This window comes from Amycolatopsis panacis, assembly GCF_003600245.1.
Lineage (GTDB): Bacteria > Actinomycetota > Actinomycetes > Mycobacteriales > Pseudonocardiaceae > Amycolatopsis > Amycolatopsis sulphurea.
Genome location: NZ_QZFV01000071.1, coordinates 64,260 through 90,475, shown reverse-complemented (window position 1 = coordinate 90,475; position 26,216 = coordinate 64,260). Strand labels below are relative to the sequence as shown.

The window sequence follows — 26,216 nt, the reverse complement described above, 5'->3', positions numbered from 1 at the left end:
GGCCGCTTCCCTGATCCACCCCGGCCGCCGCGTCGTCGCCGTGATCGGGGCGGACCCGGCGAACGCCCTCGTAGGAAACGAAAACGGCCGGTTCAGGCCTTGTCGGCGGTGAACACCGTGTGCATGGCCTTTTCCGCGGTGAAGATCTGCGGGTTGACGAAACCGGCGTCGGTGAACATGCGTTCGTAGGTCTTGGTCGAGTGCGTCTCGCCTTCGTCGGTCATCACCAGCATGATCTGCGAGAACAGGTACGGCAGCGGCTTGTCCTCCGGGCGCTCGCCCTCGACGAACGTGTGCCCGGTGACCGCGATCCGCCCACCCGGCTTGAGCGCGTCGAACAGCCTGCGCAGCAGGTTCGTCGACGTGTCCGCCGAGAAATGGTGCAGCACGTTGGTGATCATCACGACGTCGTAGGGACCGCCGAGCGGGACGCTGAACATGTCGCCCGGGATTCCGCTGAACCGGTCGCTGATCCCGTTGCGCTCGTAGTTCTTCGCGGTGATTGGCAGCACGTTCGGCCAGTCCACGCCCCAGACCCGGGCCTTCGGCTCGGCCTTGGCCAGGTTGACGCCGTAGTAGCCGTGACTGCAGGCCACGTCGAGCACGTCGACGCTGTCGCGGTCCTTGGCCCAGGGCAGCAATTGTTCCGCCATCAGCTCGGCTGCACCATTGTTGAACCAGGTGGTGTTCTCCGCGAAGTCCTCCCAGTAGTCGAACTCCGGGGTCAGGGCGTGACTGTCCATCACGGCGCCGCCCTTGCGCACCGCCTCGGTGAGCCGCTTCTGCGCGTCCCATTCCCAGTCGCTCGCGCCCAGCTTCAACGACGGCCCGAAGAAGGTCGGGCTGGAGCTGAGCAGGAACTTGCCGCCGTCCACGGGCAACGCGTACTTCCCGTCGACCGTGCGCAGCAACCCGATGGCTGCCAACGAGTCCAGCGTGATGCGGAGTGCTCTGGCGTCCACCCCGAGCGCACGCGCCAGGCCGTCGGCGTCGACGGTACGGTCGCCGATACCGTCGAAGATGTTCAGCTCGATCGCGGTGCGCAGCAGTGCCGTTTTCACGTAGCCGCGCATGATTTCGTGCAGTTTCTTCGCGGTCACTGTGGTCGGTTCCGTCTCGGTCATGACCGTCCTCTCGTCGATCCCCTTGATCCCGCAAGCCATAGTGCTCAGAGCGGCTAGTGCAGCAATAGAGCGGAGGGCCACGGATGGACGGCTCCACGAGTCCGGGTCGAGCCTGCCTCGCCACGCTGGCGAAATCACCGACCCGGGACAAGAAGGAGCGGACATGCGGCTGTTGCTGGTCACCTGGAATGCGCCGGCTCACCTGTTCGCGATGGTGCCTCTCGGCTGGGCCGCGCAGGTGGCCGGGCACGAGGTTCGCGTCGCGGCTCCGCCCTCCTGTACCGAGGCGATCGGCCGTACCGGCCTGACCGCCGTACCCGTCGGCACGCAGCGTCCGGCCGCGCCGTCCGGACCTCCGCCCGGAGCGCCCAGCGGTCGCTGGCCGGTGGACTGGGCGGTGCATCCCGAACTGCTCGACGACGGCCGGCGCGAGCTGCTGCGTTCGCTGGCCGCCCGTCAGTTCGCCGCCGCCGAGCCGATGCTGGACGACTTGATCGAATTCGCACGCTGGTGGTCGCCGGATGCCGTGGTGTACGACCCGACCAGCCTGGCCGGTGAAGTCGCGGCCACCGTGCTCGGTGTGCCCGCCTTCGCCTGTTCCTGGGGTCGCGCGGCGGCCGTCCGGATCGAGCGGGGTCTGGGCTCCGAGCCGCTGCCCGGTTACGCGCGGCTGTTCGAACGGTTCGAGTGCCAGCCGCCGCAGGGACCCGCCGCCTGGTTCGACCCTTTCCCCGCGGGCTTATGGCTGGCCGAACCGGACTTGCCTCGGCAGGCGGTGCGTTTTGTGCCCGGAACGGGCGGTGACGCCGGTTTGCTGCCCGGCTGGCTGCGGGAACACTCGGCTCGGCCGAGGATCTGCGTCACCAGCGCGGAACCCGGTGGCCTGGTGCGGCCGGAAGCCGTGCGGGCGTTCTACCGGCACGCGCTCACCGTACTGTCCGATGTGGACGCTGAGGTCGTGGTACCCGCGGGTCCGGCGGCCCGCGCGCTGCTGGCCGAGATTCCGCACACCGCGCGGATCGTGGACCCGTTGGCCGCGCATCTGCTCGTCCCGGGCTGCCGGCTCACCGTGCATCAGGGCGACGGTCTGTCCACTTTGGCCGGTCTTGGTTCGGGGGTTCCCCAGTACATCCTGGCGCCACGCCCGGAACAGGCGCTGGTCGGGCACCAACTGCATCGAGCCGGTGCGGGCGGCTACCGGAGCCTGTCCGAACCCGTGGACGTTCCGGCCGAACGCGCGATGCTGGATGCCTTGCTGGCACCGGAAAGCGGGGGAGCGGCGGCTCGCAAGCTGCAGGAGGAAACGCTGGCGCTCCCGCTCCCGGCCGCCGTACTCAGCCGGATCGAGTCCGCCACCCGCTGAGCCTGCTCGCGCCCCGACCAAGGCTGTGAAGGGTCCCTTCACGGACTCAGAGTCCGTGAAGGGTCCCTTCACAGCCTCTCCGCGGTCCGTCGAGGCGCGCGCCACGGCCGCCGCCAGGAGTGGGGGTTCCCCTGGCGGCGGCCCGGACGAGATCCCCCGAGCCGGGGGACCTCCGCATCAGGCGGCCGCGGCCTGCCTGCGACGGCTTTCCACCTGTACAAGGAGCATCGACGGGATGAGCACGATCGCGGTGCACGCGACGATCCACCAGTGCGTGTAGCCGATCGCGTCGGCCGCACCCTCGTCCGTCTGCGGGCCCGAGGCCAGCTGGACGGCCACCAGCACCGTCATCAGCGCGGTCCCGAACGAGCCGCCGACCCGTTGCAGCACATTGAAGATCGGGGTCGCGTGCGGCACGTCCTCCTTGGCGATCATGGCCAGCCCCGCGGCCATCGCCGGCGTGGTGGTCATCCCGATCCCGATGCCTCGCACGATCTGCACCAGCGACAGCCACACGTAGCTGTCGTGCGGGGTGACCAGCGCGAGCGGGATGGTGCCGATGATGGTGACGATCAGGCCGGCGAAGATGACCCGGGCGCCGCCGATCTTGTCGGTCATCCTGCCCGCCAGCGGCAGCGCCAGCACGGTGCCGATCGCCGAGGGCGCGGTCAGCAGACCGGCGGTGACCAGATCCTCGTGCCGCACCTGGAGAAAGTAGATCGGCAGCACGATCATCGCGCCGAACAGCGCGATCCCCATGCAGAAGATCACGACCGCCGCCGAGGAGAAGGCCCGGTCCTTGAACAGCCGTAGGTTCAGCAGCGGATTCGCCGAGCGCACCGCATGCAGGGTGAACAGCGCCAGCAGCAGCGCCCCGGCCACGGCGGCGATCACCGCGATGGTTTCGGTGCGGCCACCGTTCTCCCCGATTCCGGCCACGCCGTAGGTCAGCAGCGGCAGGCCGGCCACCAGGATGATCAGGCCACGCACATCCAGCGCGGGCGCACCCTTCGGCGGGGCCTTCGGCAGCCAGCGCAGGCCGGCGAAGAAGCCGAGCGCGCCGAGCGGCACGGTGATCCAGAACAGCCACGGCCAGCCGAGGCCCTGGGTCAGCACGCTGCCCAGCGTGGTGCCCACCGCGGGCGCCAGGTAGATCGGCACGCTGACCGCGGTCAGCATCCGGCCGATCCGCTTCGGCCCGGCCGCGGTGACCAGCAGGATCTGCCCGGCCGGCACCAGCAGGCCGCCCGCGATCCCCTGCAGGACCCGGAAGATGATCAGCATTTCCACCGAGGCCGACAGCGCGCACAGCGCCGAGAACAGGGTGAACAGTGCCACGCTGCCCAGCCACAGCCGGGTCGCCCCGTAGCGCTTGGACGCCCACCCGCTGACCGGGACCGCGGTGGCCAGCGCCATCAGGTACCCGGTCGCCGTCCACTGCACCGTGCCCAGCGGGGCGCTCAGCTTCTGGCTGAGGGTGTCCAGGGCGACGTTGACGATGGTCGAGGTGAACATGGACGTGAACCCGCCGAGGATCAGGATCGACGCCAGTCCCCACAGTGCCGGGCTGATCCGGTTCTCGTCGGCGTCGACCGTGTCCGGTCTCGCGAGATTGTCCTTCATCGAGCTTCCTTGCGTGAGTCGTCGTGGTGGTGCGTTCCGTGTCCGCCCGGTGACCGAGCGTCGACTTAGCACCGCTAAGTCTTAGCGGTGCTAATATGGCCCCCGAGACACCGATACGTCAAGTCGGTGCACGCAACCCGAGGGGATGCCGTGCGGCTGAGTCCCGAAACCTTCGCGCGTGCCGCGCTGAAGCTGCTCAACAAATCCGGCCTGGAGGGGGTGAGCCTGCGCAAGCTCGGTGACGAGCTGGGCGTGCAGGGGCCCGCGCTGTACGCGCACTTCAAGAACAAGCAGGAGCTGCTCGACCTGATGGCCGAGATCATGCTCGACGAGGCGCTCGCCCCGCTGGACGCGATGACCGAGGTGGCCGACTGGCACTGGTGGCTGGCCGAACGGGCCAGGACCATCCGGCGCACCCTGTTGTCCTATCGGGACGGTGCGCTGCTGCACGCGGGATCCCGGCCGACCGCCGACGGCGCCGAAGCGATCCCGGCCCTGCTGCGGCCATTGCGGGAGGCGGGTTTCAGCGACAAGGAAGCACTCACCGTGATCATCACCATCAGCCGCTACACGCTGGGTTGCGTGATCGACGAGCAGCGGCCGGGCGACGACCCCGCCCCGCAGCCCGACCCGGGTGCCGACGACACCTTCGAGTTCGGGCTGCAGGCGCTGCTGTCCGGACTGGGGGCACGGCTGCCGGAGCGGGTACCCGACAGCGCTGGATAACTACCGGGAGGGTCAGCGGTCGGTGCGCGGGGTCGCCTTGATGAACTCGGCGAGCCTGCGCACCCCCTCGCGGATTTCCTCGGCGGTGAGCGGGCTGAAGCCGAGCCGGATGATGTGCTCGCCGCCGTCACCGACGTAGAACATGCTCATGGGTGCCCAGCCCACCCCGTGTTCGCGGGCCGAGCGGTCCAGTGCTTCGAGGCCGGCGACGAAGGGCACCTCGACGGAGAGGAAGAATCCGCCCCCCGGCACGTTCCAGCGCACGCCGTGCTCGGCGAACCGCTCCGGCGGGAAGTGTTCGGCGAGGCTGCTCAGCGTCACTTCCAGGTGCCGCACGTACAGGTCGGCCAGCTCCCGGTTCGCGGTGCGCAGGCTGAAATCCGCGTCCAGGAGCACGCCGCCGACCAGGGCTTGCGAGATGCCCGAGGTGCCGACGGTGAACATGCTCTTGACCTTGCCCAGTTCCTCCGCGAGCAGCTTGGCCGCACCGGGGCCGCCGGTTACTTCCTGGTCCGCGACCAGGTAGCCGACGCGTGCGCCGGGGAAGACGGTCTTGGCGAAGGAGCCGAGGTAGATCACCCGGTGCTGGGTGTCGAGCGCCTTGAGCGTCGGTACCTGCGCACCGTCCCGGCCGAACAAGCCGTACGGATTGTCCTCCAGCAGCAGCAAATCCTGCTCGGCGGCGACTTCCAGCAGCCGGTGCCGGGTGGCGATCGGCAGCGAGTGTCCCGACGGGTTGGAGAAGTCCGGGGTCACGTAGCAGGCCACCGGGCGCAGACCGGACTCGCGTACCTCGCGTGCCACCGTCGCGACCTGCTCGGGATCGATGCCCTCGGTGCCCTCCGGAACCGCGGCCATCGGGATGTCGAGCATCTTCGCGGCTCCCGCGATGCCGACGTAGCAAGGCGAAACGGTCAGCAGGACGTCGCTCGGCGAGGCGAACAGCCCGCGCAGCGCGATCATCATCGCTTCCTGGCAGCCGTGGGTCACCATGACCGCCTCCGGTGCGACGTGGATGTCCTCGTCCACCTCCAGTGTCCGCGTGATCATGTCCCGGATCAGGCCGTTGATCGGGCCGTATTGGAACAGCGCCTTCTTGATCCGTTCCTCGGGCATGCCCCGCTCACGCAGGTGCTCGACGAAGCGGTCCAGGTAGTGGTGCAGCTTGGCGATGTCGAAGAAGCCCTCATAGGGCCGGCCGGAGGCGAACGAGATCGCCTGCGGAGACCGGAAAGCCGTCTCGCTGAGCAACCGCATCGAGTCCATCCGCGGATCGGACACCCCCGTGTGCAGGCCGGCCAGTTCGAGCGTCACGGCCGAGCCGGTCGTCAGGTCTTCCTGAGCCTTCGTCATGGTCATCCAGCCTTCTGATGGGGGAGCGGCGACGGTGGCCACTGTGGACTGCCTGCCTCAAGAGGTGGTCTCGCCCGGTTCGAACGGCGAGTGCCCGGATCCGACCGACAATCGAGCCGTGCCAGTTACGGTCCCGGCATGACGGATATCCGGACTGACTTCTGCGTCGTCGGTGGCGGACCGGCCGGGCTGACCCTGGCGCTGCTGCTGGCCCGATCCGGCGCGCGGGTCGCCGTGGTTGAACGGTCCCGTTCCTTCGAACGGGAATATCGCGGCGAGATCCTGCAACCCGGTGGCCAGGCCCTGCTCGCCGAGCTGGGCGTGCTGGCGCCGGCCCGCGCGCACGGCGCGCACGAGCATCACCGATTCCTGTTGGAGGAAAACGGAAAAGTCCTGATCAACGGCGACTACCGGCGGCTGCCCGGCCCGTTCAACTGCCTGCTCAGCATCCCGCAACGGCACTTGCTGAGGGAACTGCTGGCGCAGTGTCACGAGTACGCGGGCTTCCAGTATTTGTCCGGCACGAAGGTCACCGCTCTGGTGGAGGACGGTGGCCGGGTTCAGGGCGTGGTGTGTGGCGACGACCAGGTGGTGCTCGCGCATTGCGTGATCGGGGCCGACGGCAGGTACTCGAAGGTGCGGCAGCTCGCCGGGATTCCCGCCGATCGGGTCGAGGGCTTCCGTCAGGACGTGTTGTGGTTCAAGCTGTCCGCCGACGGCGAGCTGCCGAGTGACGTGCGGGTGTTCCGGGCGGGAGGCAACCCGGTGCTGGCCTACACCTCGGTACGTGACCGCGTGCAGTTCGGCTGGACGTTGCCGCACAAGGGTTATCAACTGTTGGCGCAGCAGGGCCTCGCGCACATCAAGGAGCAGCTGCGTGCCGCGGTGCCCGGCTACGCGGACCGGATCGACGAGGAGATCACCAGCTTCAGGGACCTTTCCCTGCTGGACGTATTCTCCGGAGGCGCCCGGCAGTGGGTGCGCGACGGTCTGCTGCTGATCGGCGACAGCGCGCACACCCACGGCCCGATCGGCGCGCAGGGGATCAACCTGGCCATCCAGGACGCGGTGGCCGCGCACCCCCTGCTGCTGGAGTCGTTGCGTGCCAACGACTCCAGCGGCGCGATGCTCGGCCGGTTCGTGACCGTGCGCAAGCGGGACATCGACCGGATGAACCGGATCCAGGCCGTCCAGGGCAAGGCGATGCTCTCGGCCGGCCGGGTGTCCTCGGTGGTCCGGCCGAGGCTGGCGATCGTGGTCGCCCGCACCCCGCTCTACCGCGCGATGTTGCGGCAGATTGCGTTCGGCAACACCGGGATCCGGATCCGCACCGAGCTGTTCGCCCGCGGCTGACCGGCGATCAGCCCGGGATGGTCGTCTCGACCATGTGCAGGTAGGAGTTCACCGCGCTGACCCGGTCCACCCGCAGCCCGGCCTGTCCGATCAGCCCGAGCAGGCCGTCCTTGGTGTGCTTCTTGCCGCCCACGTTGAGCAGCAGCAACAGGTCCATCGCGGTCGCGAACTTCATCTCCGGCGTGCCGTCGACCAGGTTCTCGATGATCACCACGCGGGCGCCGGGCCGTCCGGCCGCCACCGCGTTGCGCAGCGCGAGGACGGTGCTTTCGTCGTCCCACTCCAGGATGTTCTTGAACAGGTAGACGTCGGCCTGCACCGGGATCTCCCGGCGGCAGTCGCCCGCCACCAGTTCGGCCCGGTCCGCCAGGGCGCCACCCGCGCGCAGCCGCTCGTCGGCGCCCGCCACCACCGCGGGCAGGTCGAACAACACCCCCTTCAGCTTCTCGTTGCGGGAGAGCAGAGTGGCCAGCACGGTGCCCTGTCCACCCGCGATGTCGGCCAGCCGCTCGGCCCCGGTCAGGTCGAGCCGGTCGGCGATGGCCAGGGCGGAAAGCTTGCTGGACTGGGTCATGGCCTTGTCGAACACCTCGGCCGACTCCGGCCACTGCTCGTGGAGATACTCGAAGAAGTCCTTGCCGTGCAAGTCGTCGAAGACGTTCTTGCCGGTGCGGACGGCCTGGTCCAGATGGGGCCACAGCTCCCAGGTCCACGGCTCGGTGCCCCACAGCAGGATGTGCTTGAGGCTGCGTGGCGCGTCCTCGCGCAGCAGCCGGGAGGCATCGGTGTGCACGAACTTGTCCGGCTCCGGTTCGGCGAATACCTCGAAACAGGTCAGCGACCGCATCAGGCGGCGCAGGGCGCCCGGGTCCGCGTGCACGGCCTTGGCCAGCTCGTCCACGGTGGCGGGCTGGTCATCGAGAACGTCGGCGAGGCCGAGCTTGGCGGCGGCGCGGACCGAGGCGGCGCACGCCGCGCTGAGCGCCAGCTCGCGGACCCGCATCACCGCCGCGGGAAGAACCGTACCTGTACCCGTCATGACTACTTACCTTTCTGCTGGGTTGGGTTGGGGGCAGGGCTGTGAAGGGACCCTTCACAGACTCTGCGTCCGTGAAGGGTCCCTTCACAGACTTCGCGGCGGTCGGAGCTAGGCGCCGTGCTCGGCGCGCAGCACGAACGGCGCGGGCTCCGCGGTCGCGTGTTTCATGGCCTCGCCGACCGGCTCGCGGAAGCCCTTGCCCGCGGTCGCCCGCTGGTGGTCCTCGGCGCTGTCCCATTCGGCGATCTCGGTGAACACCGCTTCATCCCGGGCCGACTGGTAGAGCCGGTGCGACCGGAAGCCCGGCTGCGCGGTCATGTGCGCGGTGATCTGGCCGAGCAGCCGCCGGAACTCGGCGGCGTCGCCGGTGACAGTGAACCGGTTGATGAAGGTGAACACGGTCGTACTCCTGTCCTATCGGTCTGTTTCCGTTGCACCATCGGTGTTTCTGGCATGTACCTGCTCGCGCAGCGCACGGCGTTGCAGCTTGCCGTTGGGGGAGCGGGGAATCCGGTCGGTCAGTTCGACGTGGCGCAGATGCGCGTAGTACGGCAGCCGTTCGGCGACGAACCCGGCGAGCTGCGCCGGAGTGAGCCCGGCGTCCTTGGGCACCACAAGCCCGTACGCGACCGATCCGCTGAATTCGTCGGGGTAGTCCAGTACCACGCAGTCGGCCACCTCGGGGTGACTCAGCACGACCCGCTCGATCTCCGTCGGCGACACGAGCCAGTTGTCGCACTTGAAGACGTCCTTGATCCGGTCGACCACGAACAGCACGCCCTCGTCGTCGACGTAGCCGACGTCCCCGGTGCTGAACCAGCCGTCGGGATCGACGTCCTCGCCCGGCTCGCGGCCGAGGTAGCCGAGCATCAGCTGCGGGCCACGAACCTGGATCTCGCCCTTTTCTCCCACCGGCAGTACCACGCGGGAGTCCACGTCGACGATCCGGCAGCCGGTGCCCGCCACCGGCCGCCCCGACGAGCCCGTTTTGGGGCAGGACAAGGAATCGAAATGCGTCGAGGGCGACGTCTCCTGAAGTCCGTACCCTTGGACGACCGGTACTCCGAATCGCCCGGTCAGCGCGCGGGTCGACGGCAGCGGCAGTGCCGAGCCGCCGCACAGGATGACCTGCAGTGCGTCCGCCGCCAGCGTGGACAGACGCGGGTGCACCGCCAGCCGGGACAGTCGCATGGGCAGGCTGTAGAAGTGCGTGGCCTTCTCCCGGCCGGCGGCGTCCACGGCCTCGGCCACGTCGTCGCCGACGTGCAGCACCAGCGTGGCGGCGAAGGTGACCGCCATCGTCAGGTGCATCAGGTGGAAGGTCGGCAGATAGTTGAACAGCACCGACGAAGGGGTGATCCCGTGCGCGTGCCCGGACTGGGCCGCGTTGACGGTGATGTTGCGGTGGCTGAGCCGGACCGCCTTGGCGGCTCCCGTGGTGCCGCTGGTGAATTGCAGGCAGGCCACGGAATTCTCGTCGCACGCGGTGGCGGGCAACACGCCGTCCGGCGCGGACGCGAGGACTTCGTCCAGGGTCGGCGGACCGGACGGTTCGGTCTGGTCGTCGCGGTGGGTCAGCACGATGTGCCGCAATTCGGGCAGCCGGTCCAGCACGGGCACCAGCCTGCGATGCACCTCCGGCGGCACGATCGCCGTGACCGCGCCCGAGGTGCCCAGCACGTGCACCAGTCCGTCCGCCAGCAGCAGCGGGTTGATCAGCGCGGGCACCGCCCCCGACCTGGCGATACCGAAGAACGACACGGCGAACGCCGGGTCGAGTACCCCCGCCAGCGCCACCACCTGCCCCGGTTCGGCCAGTTGCGCGTGGATGGCCCGCGCCAGACTGTCGGCGCGCTCATCGAGCGCCGCGTAGCTCAGTTCGCAGGCTGCCGCGCGAATCGCCACGTGCTCGGGTGCGCGTTCGGCGGCTGAACGCAGCAGGTCGTCGACCCTGGGGCCGCCGATGAACTCCGCGATCCCGGTCAACGGGTCGCCGGACACCGTGCTGTCCCGGGCGACGGTCGTCTCGGGCGTAGCCATTTATCCGTCCTCCGCTGGTTGGGTTTCAGTTCCTCGGCAGGTCGTCGCGGTACACCTGGCGCTCGCGCACCAGGAGCGCGCCGCCCTCGCGTACCAGCACGTCCACGCAGTCACAGCTGAGGTCGACCGCTGCCCTGCCACCCAGCGGCGTACCGATGATCACCGCGTAGCTCTTCGCCACGATGCTGCCGTCGGGCTGCGGATCGACCTGCACCATGCCCAGCCAATGCCGCCGCTGGATGCCCTGTTCCGTCAGGCGGGTAGCCGCTTCAAGCGCGCCGGCCTCGATGGCCGTCCGGCCGCGGGCGGGCTCGGGATGCGCGTTGGCGGCGAACACGCCGTCCTCAGTGAAGGTCTTGGCCCACTCCTGCACGCGGCCCTCGTCCAGATAGCGCATCTGGCGCCCGTAGAACTGCTGGACCTCCACGTACAGCGCGATGTCCTCGGCGCTGCCGACTGCCTGTACCGCCTGTGACATGACTGCTCCCTCGCTTGCTCGTGGTCGGCAACGATGGCACCGGGGCATCGAACGCCACTCAACTGACGACGCGCGGCACCGGCTCGAACCGGGCGCTGACCGGACTTGAGCCGCCGGGTACAGCCTGGTCCCGTTCACGACGGACGGGCTGGAGGGAAGGCCGATGAGTAGCACCGAGGAGCCGCGGGTCGCCTTGGTCACGGGAGCGACCAGCGGGATCGGTCTCGCCGTCACCAAGGCGCTGGCCGCCAGGGGACTGCGGGTGTTCATCTGTGCGCGCAACCGGGAGAACGTCGTCTCCACGGTGAAGGAGTTGCGGGCACAGGGTTTCGACGTGGACGGCCAGGCCGGTGACGTGCGGTCGGTGGCCGCCGTTCGCGAGGTGGTCGAGGCCGCGGTCAACCGGTTCGGCACGATCAGCGTGCTGGTCAACAACGCTGGCCGCAGTGGGGGCGGGATCACCGCGAAGATCACCGACGAGCTGTGGCACGACGTGATCGACACCAATCTCAACAGTGTCTTCACCGTCACCCGCGAGGTGCTGACCACCGGCGGGCTCGACGGGGCCGACGGCGGCCGGATCATCAACATCGCCTCGACCGGGGGCAAACAGGGCGTCCCGCTCGGCGCGCCCTACTCGGCGGCCAAGAGCGGGGTCATCGGCTTCACCAAGGCGCTGGGCAAGGAACTGGCCAAGACCGGGGTCACGGTGAACGCCGTTTGCCCCGGCTACGTCGAGACGCCGATGGCCGTCCGCATCCGGCAGGCGTATGCCAGCACTTGGGACACCACCGACGAAAACGTGCTGGCGCAGTTCAACGACAAGATCCCGCTCGGCCGCTACTGCACTCCGGAAGAGGTGGCGGGCATGGTCGACTACCTGGTCGCGGACACGGCCGCTTCGGTGACGGCGCAGGCGATCAACGTCTGCGGCGGCCTCGGCAACTACTGACCCCGCACGCTCACGGAAAGGCCCCGCACTCACGGAAAGGCACAGCCATGCCCGCCGCAGCGCAGCACCACACCGAACACCGGATCGACATCGACGCCCCCGCCGGCCTGGTGTACCGCATCATCGCGGACGCGACCGAGTGGCCGCGGCACTTCACCCCGACCGTCCACGTTGATCAGTCCGAACTGGACGGACAAACCGAACGCCTGCACATCTGGGCCAACGCCAACGGGCAGCTGAAGAACTGGACCTCGCTGCGGGAACTGGACGAGCGGGCCGGCCGGATCCGGTTCCGGCAGGAGGTGTCCGCGCCCCCGGTCGCCTCGATGGGCGGCGAGTGGATCGTGTCCGAGCGGTCCGCGGAGCGCGCCACGCTGGTGCTGACGCACGACTTCGCCGCGGTGGACGACGACCCCGCTGGAGTTGAGTGGATCACCAAGGCCACCAACGGCAACAGTGACACCGAACTGGCGAACATCAAGGCACTGGCGGAGCGCTGGGAGCGGATGGACCGGCTGGCTTTCGACTTCGAGGACTCCGTGCTGGTGCGGGCGCCCAGGGAACGGGCGTACCACTTCTTGGACCGCGTGGACCTGTGGCCGGATCGGCTGCCCCACGTCGCCAGGCTTCAGCTGCGCGAGGACGTGCCGGGTGTGCAGCATATGTCCATGGACACCAAGGCGAAGGACGGATCGACGCACACCACGGAATCGGTGCGAGTGTGCTTCCCCGAAGCCCGGATCGTCTACAAGCAACTCGTTCCGCCCGCGTTGCTGACCACCCACACCGGAGTGTGGACGTTCGAGGACACTGTGGACGGTGTTCTGGTGACTTCCGCGCACACGGTCGTCCTCAACGAGGCCAACATCGGCACAGTGCCCGGCCCGGCCGCCACTGTCGAGTCGACGCGGGACTTCGTCCGCAACGCGATCAGCGGCAACAGCCAGGCCACGCTGCGTCATGCCAAGGCGTTCGCCGAGGCGACCGATGCCTGAGGACGCCGGCGAAGATCCCGAAGTCCTCGTGGTCGGGGCCGGGCCGGTCGGGCTGACCGTCGCGCACGAGCTGGCCCGGAGAGGGGTGCGGGCACGGCTGGTGGACCGCAGCGCCGGCCCGGCCACGACGAGCCGTGCGCTCGCGACTCACGCCCGCACGTTGGAGATCTGGCACCAGATGGGGCTGCTCGGCGAGCTGCTGCCGCGGGGCAGGCGGGTCGAGCACTTCACGCTGCATCTGCAGGGTAAAACCCTGATGTGCTTCGACACCAATTATGACACCATGCCGACGCGGTTCCCGTTCAGCCTCATGGTGGACCAGGTCGTGACCGAGGAGGTGCTGCGCCGGCAGGTGCAGGCTCTCGGGGTCACGGTCGAGTGGGGCGTCGAGCTGACCTGGTTCGACCAGGAACCGGACGGGGTCCTGGCGGAACTGCGGCATGCGGACGGGACGGTCGAGCAGGTCACCGCGGCCTGGCTGGTCGGCGCGGATGGTGCCCGCAGCACCGTCCGCAAGCGGCTGAACCTGCGCCTGCAGGGAGACTCCACGCAGACCTGGCTCAACGCGGACGTGGTGCTCGACACGGATCTGGCCGGCGACAGCAATCACCTGCTGCACACCGGACGCGGCACACTGTTGCTGGTTCCCTTTCCGGAGCCGGGAAAGTGGCGGGTGGTCGACACCGAGGACACCGACCACGCCGACGACGCCCGGATCGTCCGAGCCAGGCTGGCCGACAAGCTCACCAGGGCACTCGGCCGCCCTGTCGAGGTGCCCGAGCCGAGCTGGATCTCGGTGTTCACCGTGCAGCAGCGGATGATCGACCGGATGCGGGCCGGCCGTTGCTTCGTTGCCGGTGACGCCGCCCATGTGCACAGCCCGGCGTCCGGGCAGGGCATGAACACCGGGATCCAGGACGCCTACAACCTGGCGTGGAAGCTGGCGGACGTGGTGCGCGGCCACGCCAAGGAGAGCCTGCTCGACAGCTATGGGGCCGAACGGGTGCCGATCGGCGAGACGTTGTTGCGTACCACCAAGACCGCCACGGCGCTCGTGAGCCTGCGCAACACGGTCGCACCTTTGGTCATGGCGGCCGGAACCAGGCTGCTGGGGGCGCTCAAGCCGCTCAAGCGGCGGATCGAGCGCACCATGATCCGGGGCTTCTGCGGGCTGACCCTGAACTACGCCCACAGCCCGCTGAGCCTGGCCTGCGCAACCCCGGACGGCATCCAGCCGGGTCATCGGGTGGGTTGCTCGGTGGAGCGCGCCCGGACCTCACCGGGATGGCAAGGGCTGGTCACGGAACTGACCGACCCCAGGTGGACTTTGCTCGCCTTCGCCGATTCCCGGGAACAGCGGCAGCTCGCCGCGCAAGCCGAGCGGCGCTACGGCAAGGCCGTCTCGGTGCGGGTGGTGGCCGAGGCCGCCACGAGCAAGCGGGTTCTTGCCGACCCCGGCGATGACCTAGCACGAGATTTCGCTATGCGGGCAGGGTATTTCGTCCTGATCCGGCCGGACGGCTACCTGGCGGCGAAAGGACGGTTGAGCGAGGACCTGGACGGCGCATTCGCAGCCCTGGGACTCGCGCCGGCCGACGCCGGGGGAAACCCGGCCCACCACCTCGATTCCGGAGGACCGCGCATGCGCATCATCGACCTGTCCGCGACCGTGGACGCCGCCGACCGCTGGGAGGCCAACCCGGTCACCCACGAGGTGCTCACGGCCGCCGAAGGCGCGCAGCACATGGCGGAGGAGATGAAAGAGCACTTCGGGATCGACTTCGACCCCTCGGTGCTGCCCGGCGGGGAACTGCTCACGCTGGACACGCTGACGCTGACCACGCACACGGGCACGCACGTCGACGCCCCGTCGCATTACGGGACTCCCCGCGACGGCGTGGCCAGGAACATCGACCAGATGCCGCTCGAGTGGTTCCTGCGGCCGGGGGTGGTCCTCGACCTCACGGGCGAGCCGGTCGGCGCGGTCGGTGCGGACCGGCTGCGCAAGGAGTTCGAACGGATCGGCTATACCCCGAAACCGCTGGACATCGTGCTGCTCAACACCGGCGCCGACGCGCTTGCCGGGAGCCCGAAGTACTTCACCGACTTCACCGGGCTCGACGGGAAGGCCACCGAGCTGCTGCTCGATTTAGGGGTACGGGTCATCGGCACCGACGCGTTCAGCCTGGACGCCCCGTTCGGCCACATGATCGCCGAGTACCGGCGCACGGGGGACCGCGCCGTGCTGTGGCCCGCGCATTTCGCGGGCCGGGACCGGGAGTACTGCCAGATCGAGGGGTTGACCAACCTGGCCGCGCTGCCGTCACCGACCGGCTTCTCGGTGTCCTGCCTGCCGGTCAAAATCGCCGGCGCGGGCGCCGGCTGGACCCGGGCCGTCGCCCTGCTGGACTAGCCGGTAAGAAAGGTCTGTGAAGGGAACCTTCACGGACTCAGCGGCTGTGAAGGTTCCCTTCACAGCCCGCGGTGACCGGTGACGGGAGATACATGGCCGGCATCGGGCGACGCCCTTCCTTGGATGTACTCCTCTTGAGCGGGCCTCGGCTGCGGGGGTACCAATATCGTATGAGATTCAACCTGCTTGGTCCGATGGAAGTTCTGTGCGCCGACGGCACGGTGACGCCCAGCGCCGCGAAAATGCGCTGGATTCTCGCATTGCTCCTGTTGCACGGAAATCGAGTGGTCGATCAGGCTTCGATGATCGACGAATTGTGGGGAGATCACCCGCCGCGCAGTGCGGTGACCACCACGCAGACCTACGTTTACCAATTGCGCAAGAAGTACGACTACTATGCCCAGCGAGAGGGGAGAAAGAGTTTCATCGTCACCCGGGCGCCCGGTTATCTGCTGCATCTGGACGACGATCAGCTCGATGTCCGAAGATTCCAGAAACTCAGCGCCGAGGGCAGCGCCCTGTTCTCGGCGGGCCACGCCGAACGGGCGGCCGAGGTGCTCCGGCAGGCACTGCTGCTGTGGCGGGGACCGGCGCTGGCCGGCATCGCACCCGGCCGCTTGCTGCAGGCGCACGTCGCCTACCTGGAGGAGGCGCGGCTGCGCACCGTGCAGGTGCGCATCCTCGCCGACGCCGCGCTCGGGCGGCACCGGGATCTGATTCCGGAACTGCGGTCACTGGTGATCGAGCATCCGCTCGACGAATGGTTTCACCAGCAGCTGATCACGGCACTGGCCGAGGCGGGGCGCAGGGGAGACGCCCTGCACGCCTGCCGGGTCCTGCACCGCACCCTCGCCGACGAACTCGGCGTGGTGCCCTCCGAGCCGCTGCGCAAGCTCCAGCAGGACCTGCTGACCGGCCACGTCCGGCGGGCACCCGCGCATGTGTGACCCGCGGTGGAGCCGGAGACGGCGGCGGCCGCCTCCGGCTCCGGCCCTCACGCGGGGACCAGCGGCGCTGCGGTCTGCGCCTTGTTCACCGCGTCCAGCCGGGAAACCGCGTTCAGCTTCACGAAGATGTTGCGCAGGTGGCGCTTCACCGTCCCCTGGGTGATGGCCAGGCAATTCCCGATCTGTGCGTTGGTCATCCCGCGGGCGACCAGGGACATGATCTCGTGCTCGCGCCTGGACAGCGGAGTACGCAGGTTCGAGGACAGCGACCGGACGTCCCCACTCGGCACCGAGAGGAAGACACAGCGCTCGTCGCGGCTCACCTCGCGCACCACCGAGAGCAGGTACATGTCGGAGACGTTCTTGGGCAGGTAACCCCGGACCCCGATGCCCAGGAATTCCTGGATGAAACCGAACCTGTTCTCCTGGCTCAGGATGATGACAGGTTTCCCCGGAGCCGCCGCCGACAGTTCGAGCAGGCCGGATTCGACTTCGGGACCCCAGCCTTCGACTCCATAGAGAATCACGTCCACAATTCCCCTGGAGACACTGTCGAGTGCTTCGCCGATGGTCGCCACCGCGTCAATGGCGGCCAGATCGTCGGCGCCTTGAGTCAGGGAAAGCAGCCCGACGCGAAAAACAGAACTCTCCTCGACGATCAGAATTCTTATACTGTCATTTATCATGCTGTGATAACACTCCCCCACTGTGGTCGACCGTGTCGGCCGATACGGTCGTCGGTTCCTTCGTATAGTCCCCCGACTGCGATGGCATGAAAATGGGCGAAAGCGGCACCGGGCTCGCCTCCGGGAATGTGTGCAAAGTGGCCGGCCAGGCCGATCTCGGGAAGTCTGCTCAAACGAAGAACACCCTCAGGTGTCGCTGCCGGGCCGGCTCGCCACGCTCATGAAAGTCACTGGGACCCTCCCCCCATGGAATGCATAGCACCAAAGTACGATCCGACCAGCGAAACGTCAAGCCTTACGAGCTTGGCGCCAGTTTTTGGCGCGGACCCGAATCGGCATGCGGTGCCCGAATTAGTTGAGCTCTCACCTGGTCGGCGCCGCGATTCTGTGGACGTATCCACAATGGCTGAATTGGCTGGACCTCGATGGGTTACGGGATGGTGCGTGTCCGGATATTTCCCCGGATCGGACGACAATACCCGGGATGGTAAAAATCAGGTCAGCCCGGCATCGTGGATCAGAATGGCGACCTGCGTCCGATTGGTGGCCCCGGTCTTCGCCATCACCCGTCCTAAATGGACCTTCACGGTCGCCTCGCTCACGCCCAGGGCGCGGGCGATCTCCGCGTTGCTCGAACCCTGGCCGACGGCCACCGCGACCTCGCGTTCGCGGGGGGTGAGCGGCGCCAGCCTGGTGCGGGCCGCGACGGCCCCGCCGCCGGTGGCGAAATGGGCCGGCAGCCGCCGGGTGATCGCGGGGGACAGCATCGCCTCGCCGCCCCCGACTACGTGCACGGCCTTCACCAGCTCGCGCGGCGGGGTGTCCTTGATCAGGAAGCCGGTCGCCCCGTGGCGCAGCGCCGTGTGCACGTACTCGTCGAGGTCGAACGTGGTCAGCACGAGCACCGCGGGCGGGTCGGGTTCGGCGGTGACCAGGCGGGTCACCTCCAGCCCGTCGACCCCGGGCATCTGGATGTCGGTGAGCACCACGTCCGGATGATGCCGGTGCAGCAGGTCCAGCACCCCGGCGCCGTCCCCGGCCTGGGCGACCACCTCGATCCCGGGACCGGATTCCAGGATCAGCCGGACGCCGCTGCGCACCAGCGCCTCGTCGTCGATCAGCAGGACTTTCAGCACCCGGTGTCCTCTCCGCACGGGAAGACCGCCCGCACCCGGTAGCCGCCCGTCCCGTCCGGGCCGGCGCGCAGGGAACCACCGGCCAGCGTGACCCGTTCGCGCATGCCGATCACGCCGTAGCCCGCGCGACGAAGACGATCGCGACCGCGAGCGGCCACAGCGGTGGATGCTGAATGCCGTTCAGCCCGGAGTACACCAGGAGCCCGGCCACGGCGAGCGCGAGACCGAGGTCGATCAGGTGGTTCCGTACCTGCTCACCGTAAGGGCCGTCCGCGGAGCGGAACGCGGCCACCCCGGTGGGTGAAAGAATCGTGGCCATGGGAGAACTGGTGGCGGCGCTGGACGTCGGCGGGACGACGGTGAAGGCGGCACTGCTCGACGGTGCCCTGAACGTCCTCGCGACCCGGCGCGAACGCACCGCGCGCGGCGCGGACGGCACAGCGCTCGCCGAGCAGGTGGTGTCGGTGGTGGCCACGCTCGTGGCGGACGCAGGCACCGCGGCGCCGGACGCGGTCGGCGTGGTGGTGCCCGGGATCGTCGACGAGCAAGCGCGGGTGGCCCGGTTCTCGGCGAACCTGGACTGGCGCGACGTCCCCTTCGGTGAACTCCTGGAACGCCGCCTCGGCCGTCCAGTGGCATTCGGCCACGACGTGCGCGCCGGCGGGCTGGCCGAGTTCCGGACCGGCGCCGGACAGGGCTGCCGCGACGCGGCGTTCGTCGCGGTCGGCACGGGGATCGCCGCCGCGCTGCAGCTCGACGGCCGGATCTACCCCGGGCACGGGCTGGCCGGGGAAATCGGGCACATCGACGTCGGCCACTCCGGCCGGTGCGGCTGCGGCGCGATCGGCTGCCTCGAAGCGATCGCTTCGGCTTCGGCGATCGCCCGCCGCTACACCGAACGCACGGGCCGCCCCGCCGACGGCGCGCGCCCCGTGGTCGACGCCGCCCGCGAAGGCGACGAACTGGCCCAGGCCGTGGTGTCCGAAGCCCTCGAAGCGCTCGCACACGGCCTACGGACTTTGCTGACACTGCTGGCACCCGAGGCGATCGTGCTCGGCGGCGGCCTGTTCACCGCGACCGAGTACATGCTCGGCCCGATCCGCGAACTGCTCGGCTCGGCTCTGACTTTCCAGCGCATGCCGGACCTCCGCATCGCGAGACTGGGTGACGAGGCGGGGCGGCTCGGTGCGGGGTTGCTGGCGTTGGATGCGTTGCGTGGTTGTGGGTCTTGAAGGCTGTGAAGGGTCCCTTCACAGCCCTAGGGTCCGTGAAGGGACCCTTCACAGCCCCGCTGTTCTCGAGCCAACGCCCCGGTTCGGGTGCGGCAGGTGCCGCACCCGAACCGGGATGCGATGACCGGGCGGCACCAAAAAGGGCGGATGCGACGCCGTTGTCGCACCCGCCCGTCCGGCGGGGCGGGGGAGGCGCCGTTGCCTGCCCCGCCCCGGGTTCAGGAGATCGGCCGGTCGGTCGGCGCGATCGGGGCCGGGAGCACGCTCCGGCCGGTCAGGTAGGCGTCCACCCCGGCCGCGCAGGAGCGGCCCTCGGCGATCGCCCACACGATCAGGGACTGGCCGCGGCCCATGTCCCCGGCGACGAACACGTTGTCCAGGCTGGTGCGGAACTCCCGGTCGCGGGCGACGTTGCCGCGCTGGTCGAGGTCCACGCCTAGCTCGGTGAGCAGGCCTTCGCGCTCCGGGCCGACGAAGCCCATGGCCAGCAGCACCAGTTGGGCGGGCAGCTCCCGTTCGGTGCCCGGCACCGGTACGAACCGGCCGTCCTCGTTGCGCACTTCGACCAGGCTCAGCGCACGGACCCGGCCCTGCTCGTCGCCGAGGAACTCCTGGGTGTTGACAGAGTACAGCCGTTCGCCGCCCTCCTCGTGCGCGGAGGTGACCCGGTAGAGCATCGGGTAGGTCGGCCACGGGTGCGCGGCCGAGCGCGTCTCCGGCGGCTGCGGCATGATCTCCAGCTGCGTCACCGACTTCGCGCCCTGCCGATGTGAGGTGCCGACGCAGTCCGCGCCGGTGTCGCCGCCACCGATCACCACCACGTCGAGCCCGGCCGCGGAGTACGGCGAGGCCTCCAGCTCGCCGGACGCGACCCGGTTCGCCGGCGGCAGGAACTCCATCGCTTGGTGGATACCGTCCAGCTCCCGGCCGTCGATCGGCAGATCACGCCACGCGGTCGCGCCGCCGGCCAGGACCACCGCGTCGTGGTTCTCGCGAAGGTCCGTTGTGGACAGATCCACGCCGACGTGGGCCGACGTGCGGAATTCCGTGCCCTCCGCGCGCATCTGCTCGATCCGCCGGTCCAGCCGGAACTTCTCCATCTTGAACTCGGGGATCCCGTACCGCAGCAGCCCGCCGATCTTGTCGGCCCGTTCGTACACCACGACGCTGTGCCCGGCGCGGGTCAGCTGCTGCGCGGCGGCCAGCCCGGACGGGCCGGACCCGACCACGGCCACCTTCTTGCCGGTCCGTGCGAGCGGCACCTGCGGCTGCACCCAGCCTTCCGCGAAGGCACGGTCCACAATGGAGATCTCAACCCGCTTGATGGTCACCGCATCGTCGTTGATGCCGAGTACACAGGCGGTTTCACACGGTGCCGGACAGAGTGTGCCGGTGAACTCCGGGAAGTTGTTCGTCGCGTGCAGCCGCTCGATCGCGTCCTGCCAGTCCTCCCGCCATACCAGCGTGTTCCACTCCGGAATCAGGTTCCCGAGCGGACAACCCTGGTGACAGAACGGAATTCCGCAGTCCATGCACCTCCCGGCCTGCTTTTCCAGCCGGGTGGTGGCGAAGTCCTCGTAGACCTCGCGCCAGTCCATCAGCCGCAGATCCACCGGACGCCGCTTCGGCTCCTCGCGCGTGGTGGTCAGAAAGCCCTTGGGGTCAGCCATGAGCGGCCTCCGCTTCGCTAGCGTGGAAGTCTGTGAAGGGACCCTTCACGGCCCCAGCGTCCGTGAAGGGTCCCTTCACGGCAGGCGAGCCGTGTCGCTCAGCCATGAGCGGCCTCCATGATCGCCTCGTTCACATCACGGCCATCGCGTTCGGCCTGCACCTGAGCGGCCAGCACGCGCTTGTAGTCCTTGGGCATGACCTTCCCGAATCGGTCGACGGCCGCGTCCCAGTCCGCGAGCAGCTCGCGGGCGACGGCGGATTCCGTTTCGTTGTAGTGCTTTTCTATCGTCTCACGGAGGAAGTCGGCGTCCTCGGAGTCGAGCGGGTCCAGGTCCACCATCTCCGGGTTCACCCGGTGCGCCGGCAGGTCGAGCACGTACGCGACGCCGCCGGACATCCCGGCCGCGAAGTTGCGGCCGATCCCGCCGAGCACCACGACCCGGCCGCCGGTCATGTACTCGGCGCCGTGGTCGCCCACGCCCTCGACCACGGCCAGCGCACCCGAGTTCCGCACGCAGAACCGCTCGCCGACCTGTCCCCGAAGGAAGATCTCCCCGCCGGTCGCGCCGTAGCCGATGACGTTGCCCGCGATGATGTGGTTCTCCGCGGCCGCCACCACCGGCGATTCCTTCGGCGGGCGTACCACGATCCGGCCGCCGGACAAGCCCTTGCCGACGTAGTCGTTGCCGTCGCCGTGGAGCCGCAGGGTGATGCCCTTCGGCACGAACGCGCCGAACGACTGGCCCGCGGTGCCGGTGAAGGTGATGTCGATGGTGTCGTCGGGCAGCCCTTCACCGCCCCACTTCTTCGTCAGCTCCGAGCCGAGCATGGTGCCCACGGTCCGGTTGACGTTGCGCACCGGCAGTTCCAGCCGCACCTTGTCCCCGGCGGCCAGCGCGCCCTCGGCGAGCTGGATGAGGGTGTTGTCCAGCGCCTTGTCCAGCCCGTGATCCTGCTTCACCTGCTGGTGACGCGCGCCCGGCGGGGCCGTCGCGGGCACGTGGAAGATCGGCGACAGGTCCAGCCCGGCGGCCTTCCAGTGTGCCACGGCCTTGCGCTTGTCCAGCACCTCGGCGTGCCCGACCGCCTCCGCGATCGACCGGAAACCCAACTGTGCCAGGTATTCCCGGACCTCCTCGGCGATGAACCGGAAGAAGTTGACCACGTACTCGGCCTTGCCGCTGAACTTCTCCCGCAGCTTCGGGTTCTGGGTCGCGACGCCGACCGGACAGGTGTCCAGATGACACACCCGCATCATGATGCAGCCGGACACGACCAGCGGCGCGGTCGCGAACCCGAACTCCTCGGCTCCCAGCAGTGCCGCGATCACCACGTCGCGCCCGGTCTTGAGCTGCCCGTCGGCCTGCACGACGATCCGGTCGCGCAGGCGGTTGGCCAGCAAGGTCTGCTGCGTTTCGGCCAGCCCGAGTTCCCACGGGCCGCCCGCGTGCTTGATCGAGGACAACGGCGAGGCGCCCGTTCCGCCGTCGTGGCCGGAGATCAGTACCACGTCCGCGTGCGCCTTCGAGACCCCCGCGGCGACCGTGCCGACGCCGACCTCGGAGACGAGCTTCACGTGGATGCGCGCGTCCGGGTTGGCGTTCTTCAGGTCGTGGATCAGCTGCGCGAGGTCCTCGATGGAGTAGATGTCGTGGTGCGGCGGCGGCGAAATGAGGCCGACCCCCGGCGTGGAGTGCCGGGTCTTCGCGATCCACGGGTAGACCTTGCCGCCGGGCAGCTGCCCGCCTTCGCCGGGCTTGGCGCCCTGCGCCATCTTGATCTGGATGTCGTCGGCGTTGACCAGGTACTCGCTGGTCACCCCGAACCGGCCGCTCGCGACCTGCTTGACCGCGGAGCGGCGCTCGGGATCGTAGAGCCGCTCCGGGTCCTCGCCACCCTCGCCGGTGTTGGACTTGCCGCCGAGCCGGTTCATCGCGATGGCCAGGGTCTGGTGCATCTCCATGGAGATCGAGCCGTAGGAGATGGCGCCGGTGGCGAACCGCTTGACGATCTCGGAGACCGGTTCGACCTCCTCGATCGGCACCGGTGCCCGCTCGCCGAGCTTGAAGTCGAACAGCCCGCGCAGCGTCTGCAGCTTCTCGGACTGGTCGTCGACGGACTTGGTGTACTCCTTGAAGATCTCGTACTTCCCGCTGCGCGTGGAATGCTGCAGCTTGAACACCGTCTGCGGGTTGAACAGGTGCGGCTCGCCTTCGCGGCGCCACTGGTAGTCCGCGCCCGTCTCCAGCTCGCGGTGGTGCGCGCGGACGCCGTCGACCGGGAACGCCCGCAGGTGCCGCTGCGCGACCTCCTCGGCGAGGGTGTCGAAGCCGACGCCGCCGAGCCGGGAAGTGGTGCCGGTGAAACAGGTGTCGATCACCTCGGCACCGAGCCCGACCGCCTCGAAGATCTGCGCCCCGGTGTAGGAGGCCACAGTGGACACACCCATCTTCGACATGGTCTTGCGCACGCCCTTGCCGAGCGCCTTGATCAGGTTCGCGGTCGCCTGTTTCGGCGTCACCCCGGGGATCTGGCCGCGGTGCGCCATCTCCTCGACCGTCGCCATCGCGAGGTACGGGTTCACCGCGGCCACCCCGTACCCGATGAGCAGCGCGATGTGGTGCACCTCCCGGGCGTCGCCCGCCTCCACGATCAGGCCGACCTGCGTGCGGGTCTTTTCCCGGACCAGATGATGGTGCACCGCGCCGGTGAGCAGCAGCGACGGGATCGGCGCGTGGTCCTCGTCGACCCCGCGGTCGGACAGCACGATCAGCCGCGCGCCGTCCTCGATCGCCTCGGACACCTCGGTGCGGATCTCGTCCAGCCGCCGCAGCAGGGCCTCGCCGCCCCCGTGCACCTGGTACCGGCCCAGCACGGTGACCGCCTGGAACTCCGGCAGGTCGCCGTCGTCGTTGACGTGCACCAGCTTCGCCAGCTGATCGTTGTCCAGCACAGGGAACGGCAGCACGATCCGGCGGCATGAGGAGGCATCCGCGGCCAGCAGGTTCGGCTCCGCGCCGAGCTGGGTGCCCAGCGAGGTGACCAGTTCCTCGCGGATCGCGTCCAGGGGCGGGTTGGTCACCTGGGCGAACAGCTGGATGAAGTAGTCGAACAAGGGCCGTGCCCGCGACGAGATCGAGGCCAGCGGCGAATCGTTGCCCATCGAGCCGATCGGCTCCGCGCCGGTGCGGGCCATCGGTTCGAGAATGGTGTCGAGTTCTTCCTCGGTGTAGCCGAAGGACTGCTGCCTGCGGACGAGCGCTGCGTGCAGCGGCACCTCGCGGTCGCGTTCCGGCAGCTCTTCCAGCCGCAGGAGCCCGGCCTCGGCCCAGTCGTCATACGGGTGCGCGGTGGCCAGCTCGCCCTTGACCTCTTCGTCCTCGACGATCCGCCCCTGCGCTGTGTCGACCAGGAACATCCGGCCCGGTTCGAGCCGTCCCTTGCGGACGATCGAGGACTGGTCCAGCTCCAGCACGCCGACCTCGCTGGCGAGCACGACCAGCCCGTCGTCGGTCACCCAGTACCTGCCTGGCCGCAGGCCGTTGCGGTCGAGCACCGCGCCGATCTGCGTACCGTCGGTGAACGCGACCAGCGCCGGCCCGTCCCACGGCTCCATCAGCGTGGAGTGGAACTCGTAGAACGCCCGCCGCGCGGGGTCCATCTCCTGGTGGTTCTCCCAGGCCTCCGGGATCATCATCAGCACCGCGTGCGGCAATGACCGACCGCCGAGGTGCAGCATTTCGAGCACCTCGTCGAAGGAGGCGGAGTCGCTCGCGCCGCGGGTGATGATCGGGTAGAGACGCTTGAGGTCGCCCGGGATCAGGTCGGTCTCCAGCAGCGCTTCACGGGCGTCCATCCAGTTGCGGTTGCCCTTGAGCGTGTTGATCTCGCCGTTGTGCGCCACATACCGGTACGGGTGCGCGAGCGGCCAGGACGGGAAGGTGTTGGTGGAGAACCGCGAGTGCACCAGCCCGATCGCACTCGTCACGCGCTCGTCGGTCAGATCCCGGAAGAACCGTTCCACCTGCGGCTCGGTGAGCATTCCCTTGTAGACGATGGTGCGCGAGGACAGGCTCGGGAAGTACAGGTCGTCCTCGGCCAGCTCGTGCTCGGCGCGCTTGCGCACGCAGAAGGCGGCGCGCTCCAGCTCGAGACCCTCGCGGTTGTCCCGGCGCCCGGCCAGGAACAGCTGGGTGAAGTGCGGCATGGACTCGGCCGCGGTCGGCCCGCACTGCGAAGGATCCACCGGCAGCTCGCGCCAGCCGACCACGCGCATGTCCTCTTCGGCGGCGATCCGCTCAATGGTGGTCATCGCCCGGCTGCGGCGTTTCTCGTCCTGCGGCAGGAAGGCTGTGCCCACCGCGTACTCGCCCTCGGGCGGCAGCTCGAAGCCGGCCACCTCGCGGTAGAACGCGTCGGGCACCTGGATCAGCAGACCGGCCCCGTCCCCGGTGTCCGGTTCGGCGCCGCGTGCCCCGCGATGCTCCAGATTGCGCAGTGCTACCAGGGCTTTCGCCACGATCTGATGATCTCGGCGGCCGGTCAGGTCCGCGACGAACGCGACCCCGCAGGCGTCGTGCTCGGACGCGGGGTCGTACAGGCCACCAGTGGCCGGGATGCTGGAACTAGGGGTCACGGCTGGCCGCCTCCCAGGGCGTAGGCGCGTTCCTTCACTCCATCGGTGGGGTTCGTCACTGAACCGGTTAACGAAGTGGTTCGGAACCGCGATGGTCAGTCGAGAAGGGAAAACCCTCCGCCCGGGACGGGGCAGGAGAGTACGGCCGCACGGCAGTGGGCGGCAGTGGAGATACTGCACGTCGCTGTACAGGGCGTGGTGCGCACGTCGGCCGGCCTTGGTGGTGGGGGCCGTCCGGGCGTGGTGGTGCCGGTCCCCGGGTTCGCCGGGTCTTATGACGATAGTGTGAAATCGTCGTTATCGACATACGTCGTCGTGTCCACGTGGGAAATGCCACGGTTGTGTTGTCACCCGTCCGGGTACTCCCACCTGTCGGACCGGGTCTCCCGCCAGCCGGGAGAACCCGCGCTGACCTGCGGTTTTTCCTTCACCCATCCGGTGGATGCCGG

At 68.9% G+C, this 26,216-nt stretch carries 20 protein-coding genes; 8 read left to right on the top strand and 12 right to left on the bottom strand.

The features are described 5' to 3' along the window. Positions 1 to 92: 92 nt before the first annotated feature. Positions 93 to 1,124 carry a class I SAM-dependent methyltransferase gene (locus D5S19_RS11055; RefSeq protein ID WP_120023268.1) on the bottom strand — a complete coding sequence of 344 codons (1,032 nt, stop codon included), beginning with the start codon at positions 1,122 to 1,124 and terminating at the stop codon, positions 93 to 95. Between the two features lie 163 nt (positions 1,125 to 1,287). Here D5S19_RS11055 and D5S19_RS11050 point away from each other — a divergent pair, with 163 nt between their 5' ends. Beyond that, positions 1,288 to 2,487 carry a glycosyltransferase gene (locus D5S19_RS11050; protein ID WP_158605519.1) on the top strand — a complete coding sequence of 400 codons (1,200 nt, stop codon included), beginning with the start codon at positions 1,288 to 1,290 and terminating at the stop codon, positions 2,485 to 2,487. Positions 2,488 to 2,664: 177 nt separating this feature from the next. On the opposite strand, the gene D5S19_RS11045 is transcribed toward D5S19_RS11050, so the two are convergent. Next, positions 2,665 to 4,110, bottom strand: a complete 1,446-nt coding sequence (locus D5S19_RS11045) for an MDR family MFS transporter (RefSeq protein WP_120023259.1) — start codon at positions 4,108 to 4,110, stop codon at positions 2,665 to 2,667. A gap of 150 nt (positions 4,111 to 4,260) precedes the next feature. Here D5S19_RS11045 and D5S19_RS11040 point away from each other — a divergent pair, with 150 nt between their 5' ends. After that, the gene (locus tag D5S19_RS11040; RefSeq protein ID WP_120023258.1) at positions 4,261 to 4,836 is read left to right on the top strand and encodes a TetR/AcrR family transcriptional regulator C-terminal domain-containing protein; all 576 of its coding nucleotides are present in this window, start codon (positions 4,261 to 4,263) and stop codon (positions 4,834 to 4,836) included. Between the two features lie 12 nt (positions 4,837 to 4,848). Here D5S19_RS11040 and D5S19_RS11035 read toward each other — a convergent pair whose 3' ends face one another. Then, entirely contained in the window at positions 4,849 to 6,195 is a 1,347-nt protein-coding gene (locus D5S19_RS11035) for an aminotransferase-like domain-containing protein (protein WP_120023257.1), read from the bottom strand. A 132-nt stretch (positions 6,196 to 6,327) separates the two neighbouring features. Here D5S19_RS11035 and D5S19_RS11030 point away from each other — a divergent pair, with 132 nt between their 5' ends. Next, positions 6,328 to 7,542 (top strand): FAD-dependent monooxygenase, encoded by a 1,215-nt coding sequence (locus tag D5S19_RS11030; RefSeq protein ID WP_120023256.1) that lies wholly within the window; start codon positions 6,328 to 6,330, stop codon positions 7,540 to 7,542. Between the two features lie 7 nt (positions 7,543 to 7,549). On the opposite strand, the gene D5S19_RS11025 is transcribed toward D5S19_RS11030, so the two are convergent. The 4 genes from D5S19_RS11025 to D5S19_RS11010 all read right to left on the bottom strand — a co-directional run bounded on the left by D5S19_RS11025 (position 7,550) and on the right by D5S19_RS11010 (position 11,099). Then, positions 7,550 to 8,581 carry a methyltransferase gene (locus D5S19_RS11025; protein WP_120023255.1) on the bottom strand — a complete coding sequence of 344 codons (1,032 nt, stop codon included), beginning with the start codon at positions 8,579 to 8,581 and terminating at the stop codon, positions 7,550 to 7,552. Positions 8,582 to 8,689: 108 nt separating this feature from the next. Beyond that, positions 8,690 to 8,980 (bottom strand): antibiotic biosynthesis monooxygenase family protein, encoded by a 291-nt coding sequence (locus D5S19_RS11020; RefSeq protein WP_120023254.1) that lies wholly within the window; start codon positions 8,978 to 8,980, stop codon positions 8,690 to 8,692. A 15-nt stretch (positions 8,981 to 8,995) separates the two neighbouring features. Continuing rightward, complete coding sequence (locus D5S19_RS11015) at positions 8,996 to 10,621, bottom strand: class I adenylate-forming enzyme family protein (RefSeq protein WP_120023253.1); 1,626 nt, start codon at positions 10,619 to 10,621, stop codon at positions 8,996 to 8,998. Between the two features lie 25 nt (positions 10,622 to 10,646). Then, positions 10,647 to 11,099: a nuclear transport factor 2 family protein gene (locus D5S19_RS11010; RefSeq protein ID WP_120023252.1), complete on the bottom strand. Its 453-nt coding sequence runs from the start codon at positions 11,097 to 11,099 to the stop codon at positions 10,647 to 10,649. Positions 11,100 to 11,262: 163 nt separating this feature from the next. Here D5S19_RS11010 and D5S19_RS11005 point away from each other — a divergent pair, with 163 nt between their 5' ends. The 4 genes from D5S19_RS11005 to D5S19_RS10990 all read left to right on the top strand — a co-directional run bounded on the left by D5S19_RS11005 (position 11,263) and on the right by D5S19_RS10990 (position 16,406). Next, a complete protein-coding gene (locus D5S19_RS11005; protein ID WP_120023251.1) occupies positions 11,263 to 12,051 on the top strand; it encodes an SDR family NAD(P)-dependent oxidoreductase in 789 nt (262 codons plus the stop codon). Between the two features lie 47 nt (positions 12,052 to 12,098). Further along, positions 12,099 to 13,046: an aromatase/cyclase gene (locus D5S19_RS11000; protein ID WP_120023250.1), complete on the top strand. Its 948-nt coding sequence runs from the start codon at positions 12,099 to 12,101 to the stop codon at positions 13,044 to 13,046. Beyond that, positions 13,039 to 15,459 (top strand): FAD-dependent oxidoreductase, encoded by a 2,421-nt coding sequence (locus D5S19_RS33015; RefSeq protein WP_120023249.1) that lies wholly within the window; start codon positions 13,039 to 13,041, stop codon positions 15,457 to 15,459. Before D5S19_RS11000 ends, D5S19_RS33015 begins: the two co-directional genes overlap by 8 nt. Positions 15,460 to 15,629: 170 nt before the next feature. After that, the gene (locus D5S19_RS10990) at positions 15,630 to 16,406 is read left to right on the top strand and encodes an AfsR/SARP family transcriptional regulator (protein WP_158605518.1); all 777 of its coding nucleotides are present in this window, start codon (positions 15,630 to 15,632) and stop codon (positions 16,404 to 16,406) included. A gap of 47 nt (positions 16,407 to 16,453) precedes the next feature. Here D5S19_RS10990 and D5S19_RS10985 read toward each other — a convergent pair whose 3' ends face one another. The 3 genes from D5S19_RS10985 to D5S19_RS10970 all read right to left on the bottom strand — a co-directional run bounded on the left by D5S19_RS10985 (position 16,454) and on the right by D5S19_RS10970 (position 18,547). Continuing rightward, positions 16,454 to 17,092 (bottom strand): response regulator transcription factor, encoded by a 639-nt coding sequence (locus D5S19_RS10985; protein ID WP_120023247.1) that lies wholly within the window; start codon positions 17,090 to 17,092, stop codon positions 16,454 to 16,456. A 494-nt stretch (positions 17,093 to 17,586) separates the two neighbouring features. Further along, on the bottom strand, positions 17,587 to 18,228 hold the full coding sequence (locus D5S19_RS10980) for a response regulator (protein ID WP_120023246.1): 642 nt from the start codon (positions 18,226 to 18,228) through the stop codon (positions 17,587 to 17,589). A gap of 109 nt (positions 18,229 to 18,337) precedes the next feature. Beyond that, positions 18,338 to 18,547: a hypothetical protein gene (locus D5S19_RS10970; protein ID WP_147397367.1), complete on the bottom strand. Its 210-nt coding sequence runs from the start codon at positions 18,545 to 18,547 to the stop codon at positions 18,338 to 18,340. Here D5S19_RS10970 and D5S19_RS10965 point away from each other — a divergent pair. Next, complete coding sequence (locus D5S19_RS10965; protein WP_199730437.1) at positions 18,546 to 19,460, top strand: ROK family protein; 915 nt, start codon at positions 18,546 to 18,548, stop codon at positions 19,458 to 19,460. The genes D5S19_RS10970 and D5S19_RS10965 overlap by 2 nt on opposite strands. A gap of 218 nt (positions 19,461 to 19,678) precedes the next feature. Here the strand turns inward: D5S19_RS10965 and D5S19_RS10960 are convergent, their stop codons facing one another. Together D5S19_RS10960 and gltB are read right to left on the bottom strand one after the other, a co-directional pair. After that, on the bottom strand, positions 19,679 to 21,130 hold the full coding sequence (locus D5S19_RS10960) for a glutamate synthase subunit beta (protein ID WP_120023244.1): 1,452 nt from the start codon (positions 21,128 to 21,130) through the stop codon (positions 19,679 to 19,681). 98 nt (positions 21,131 to 21,228) lie between these two features. After that, positions 21,229 to 25,767 carry a glutamate synthase large subunit gene (gene gltB / locus D5S19_RS10955; protein ID WP_120023243.1) on the bottom strand — a complete coding sequence of 1,513 codons (4,539 nt, stop codon included), beginning with the start codon at positions 25,765 to 25,767 and terminating at the stop codon, positions 21,229 to 21,231. Between the last annotated feature and the right edge of the window lie 449 nt (positions 25,768 to 26,216).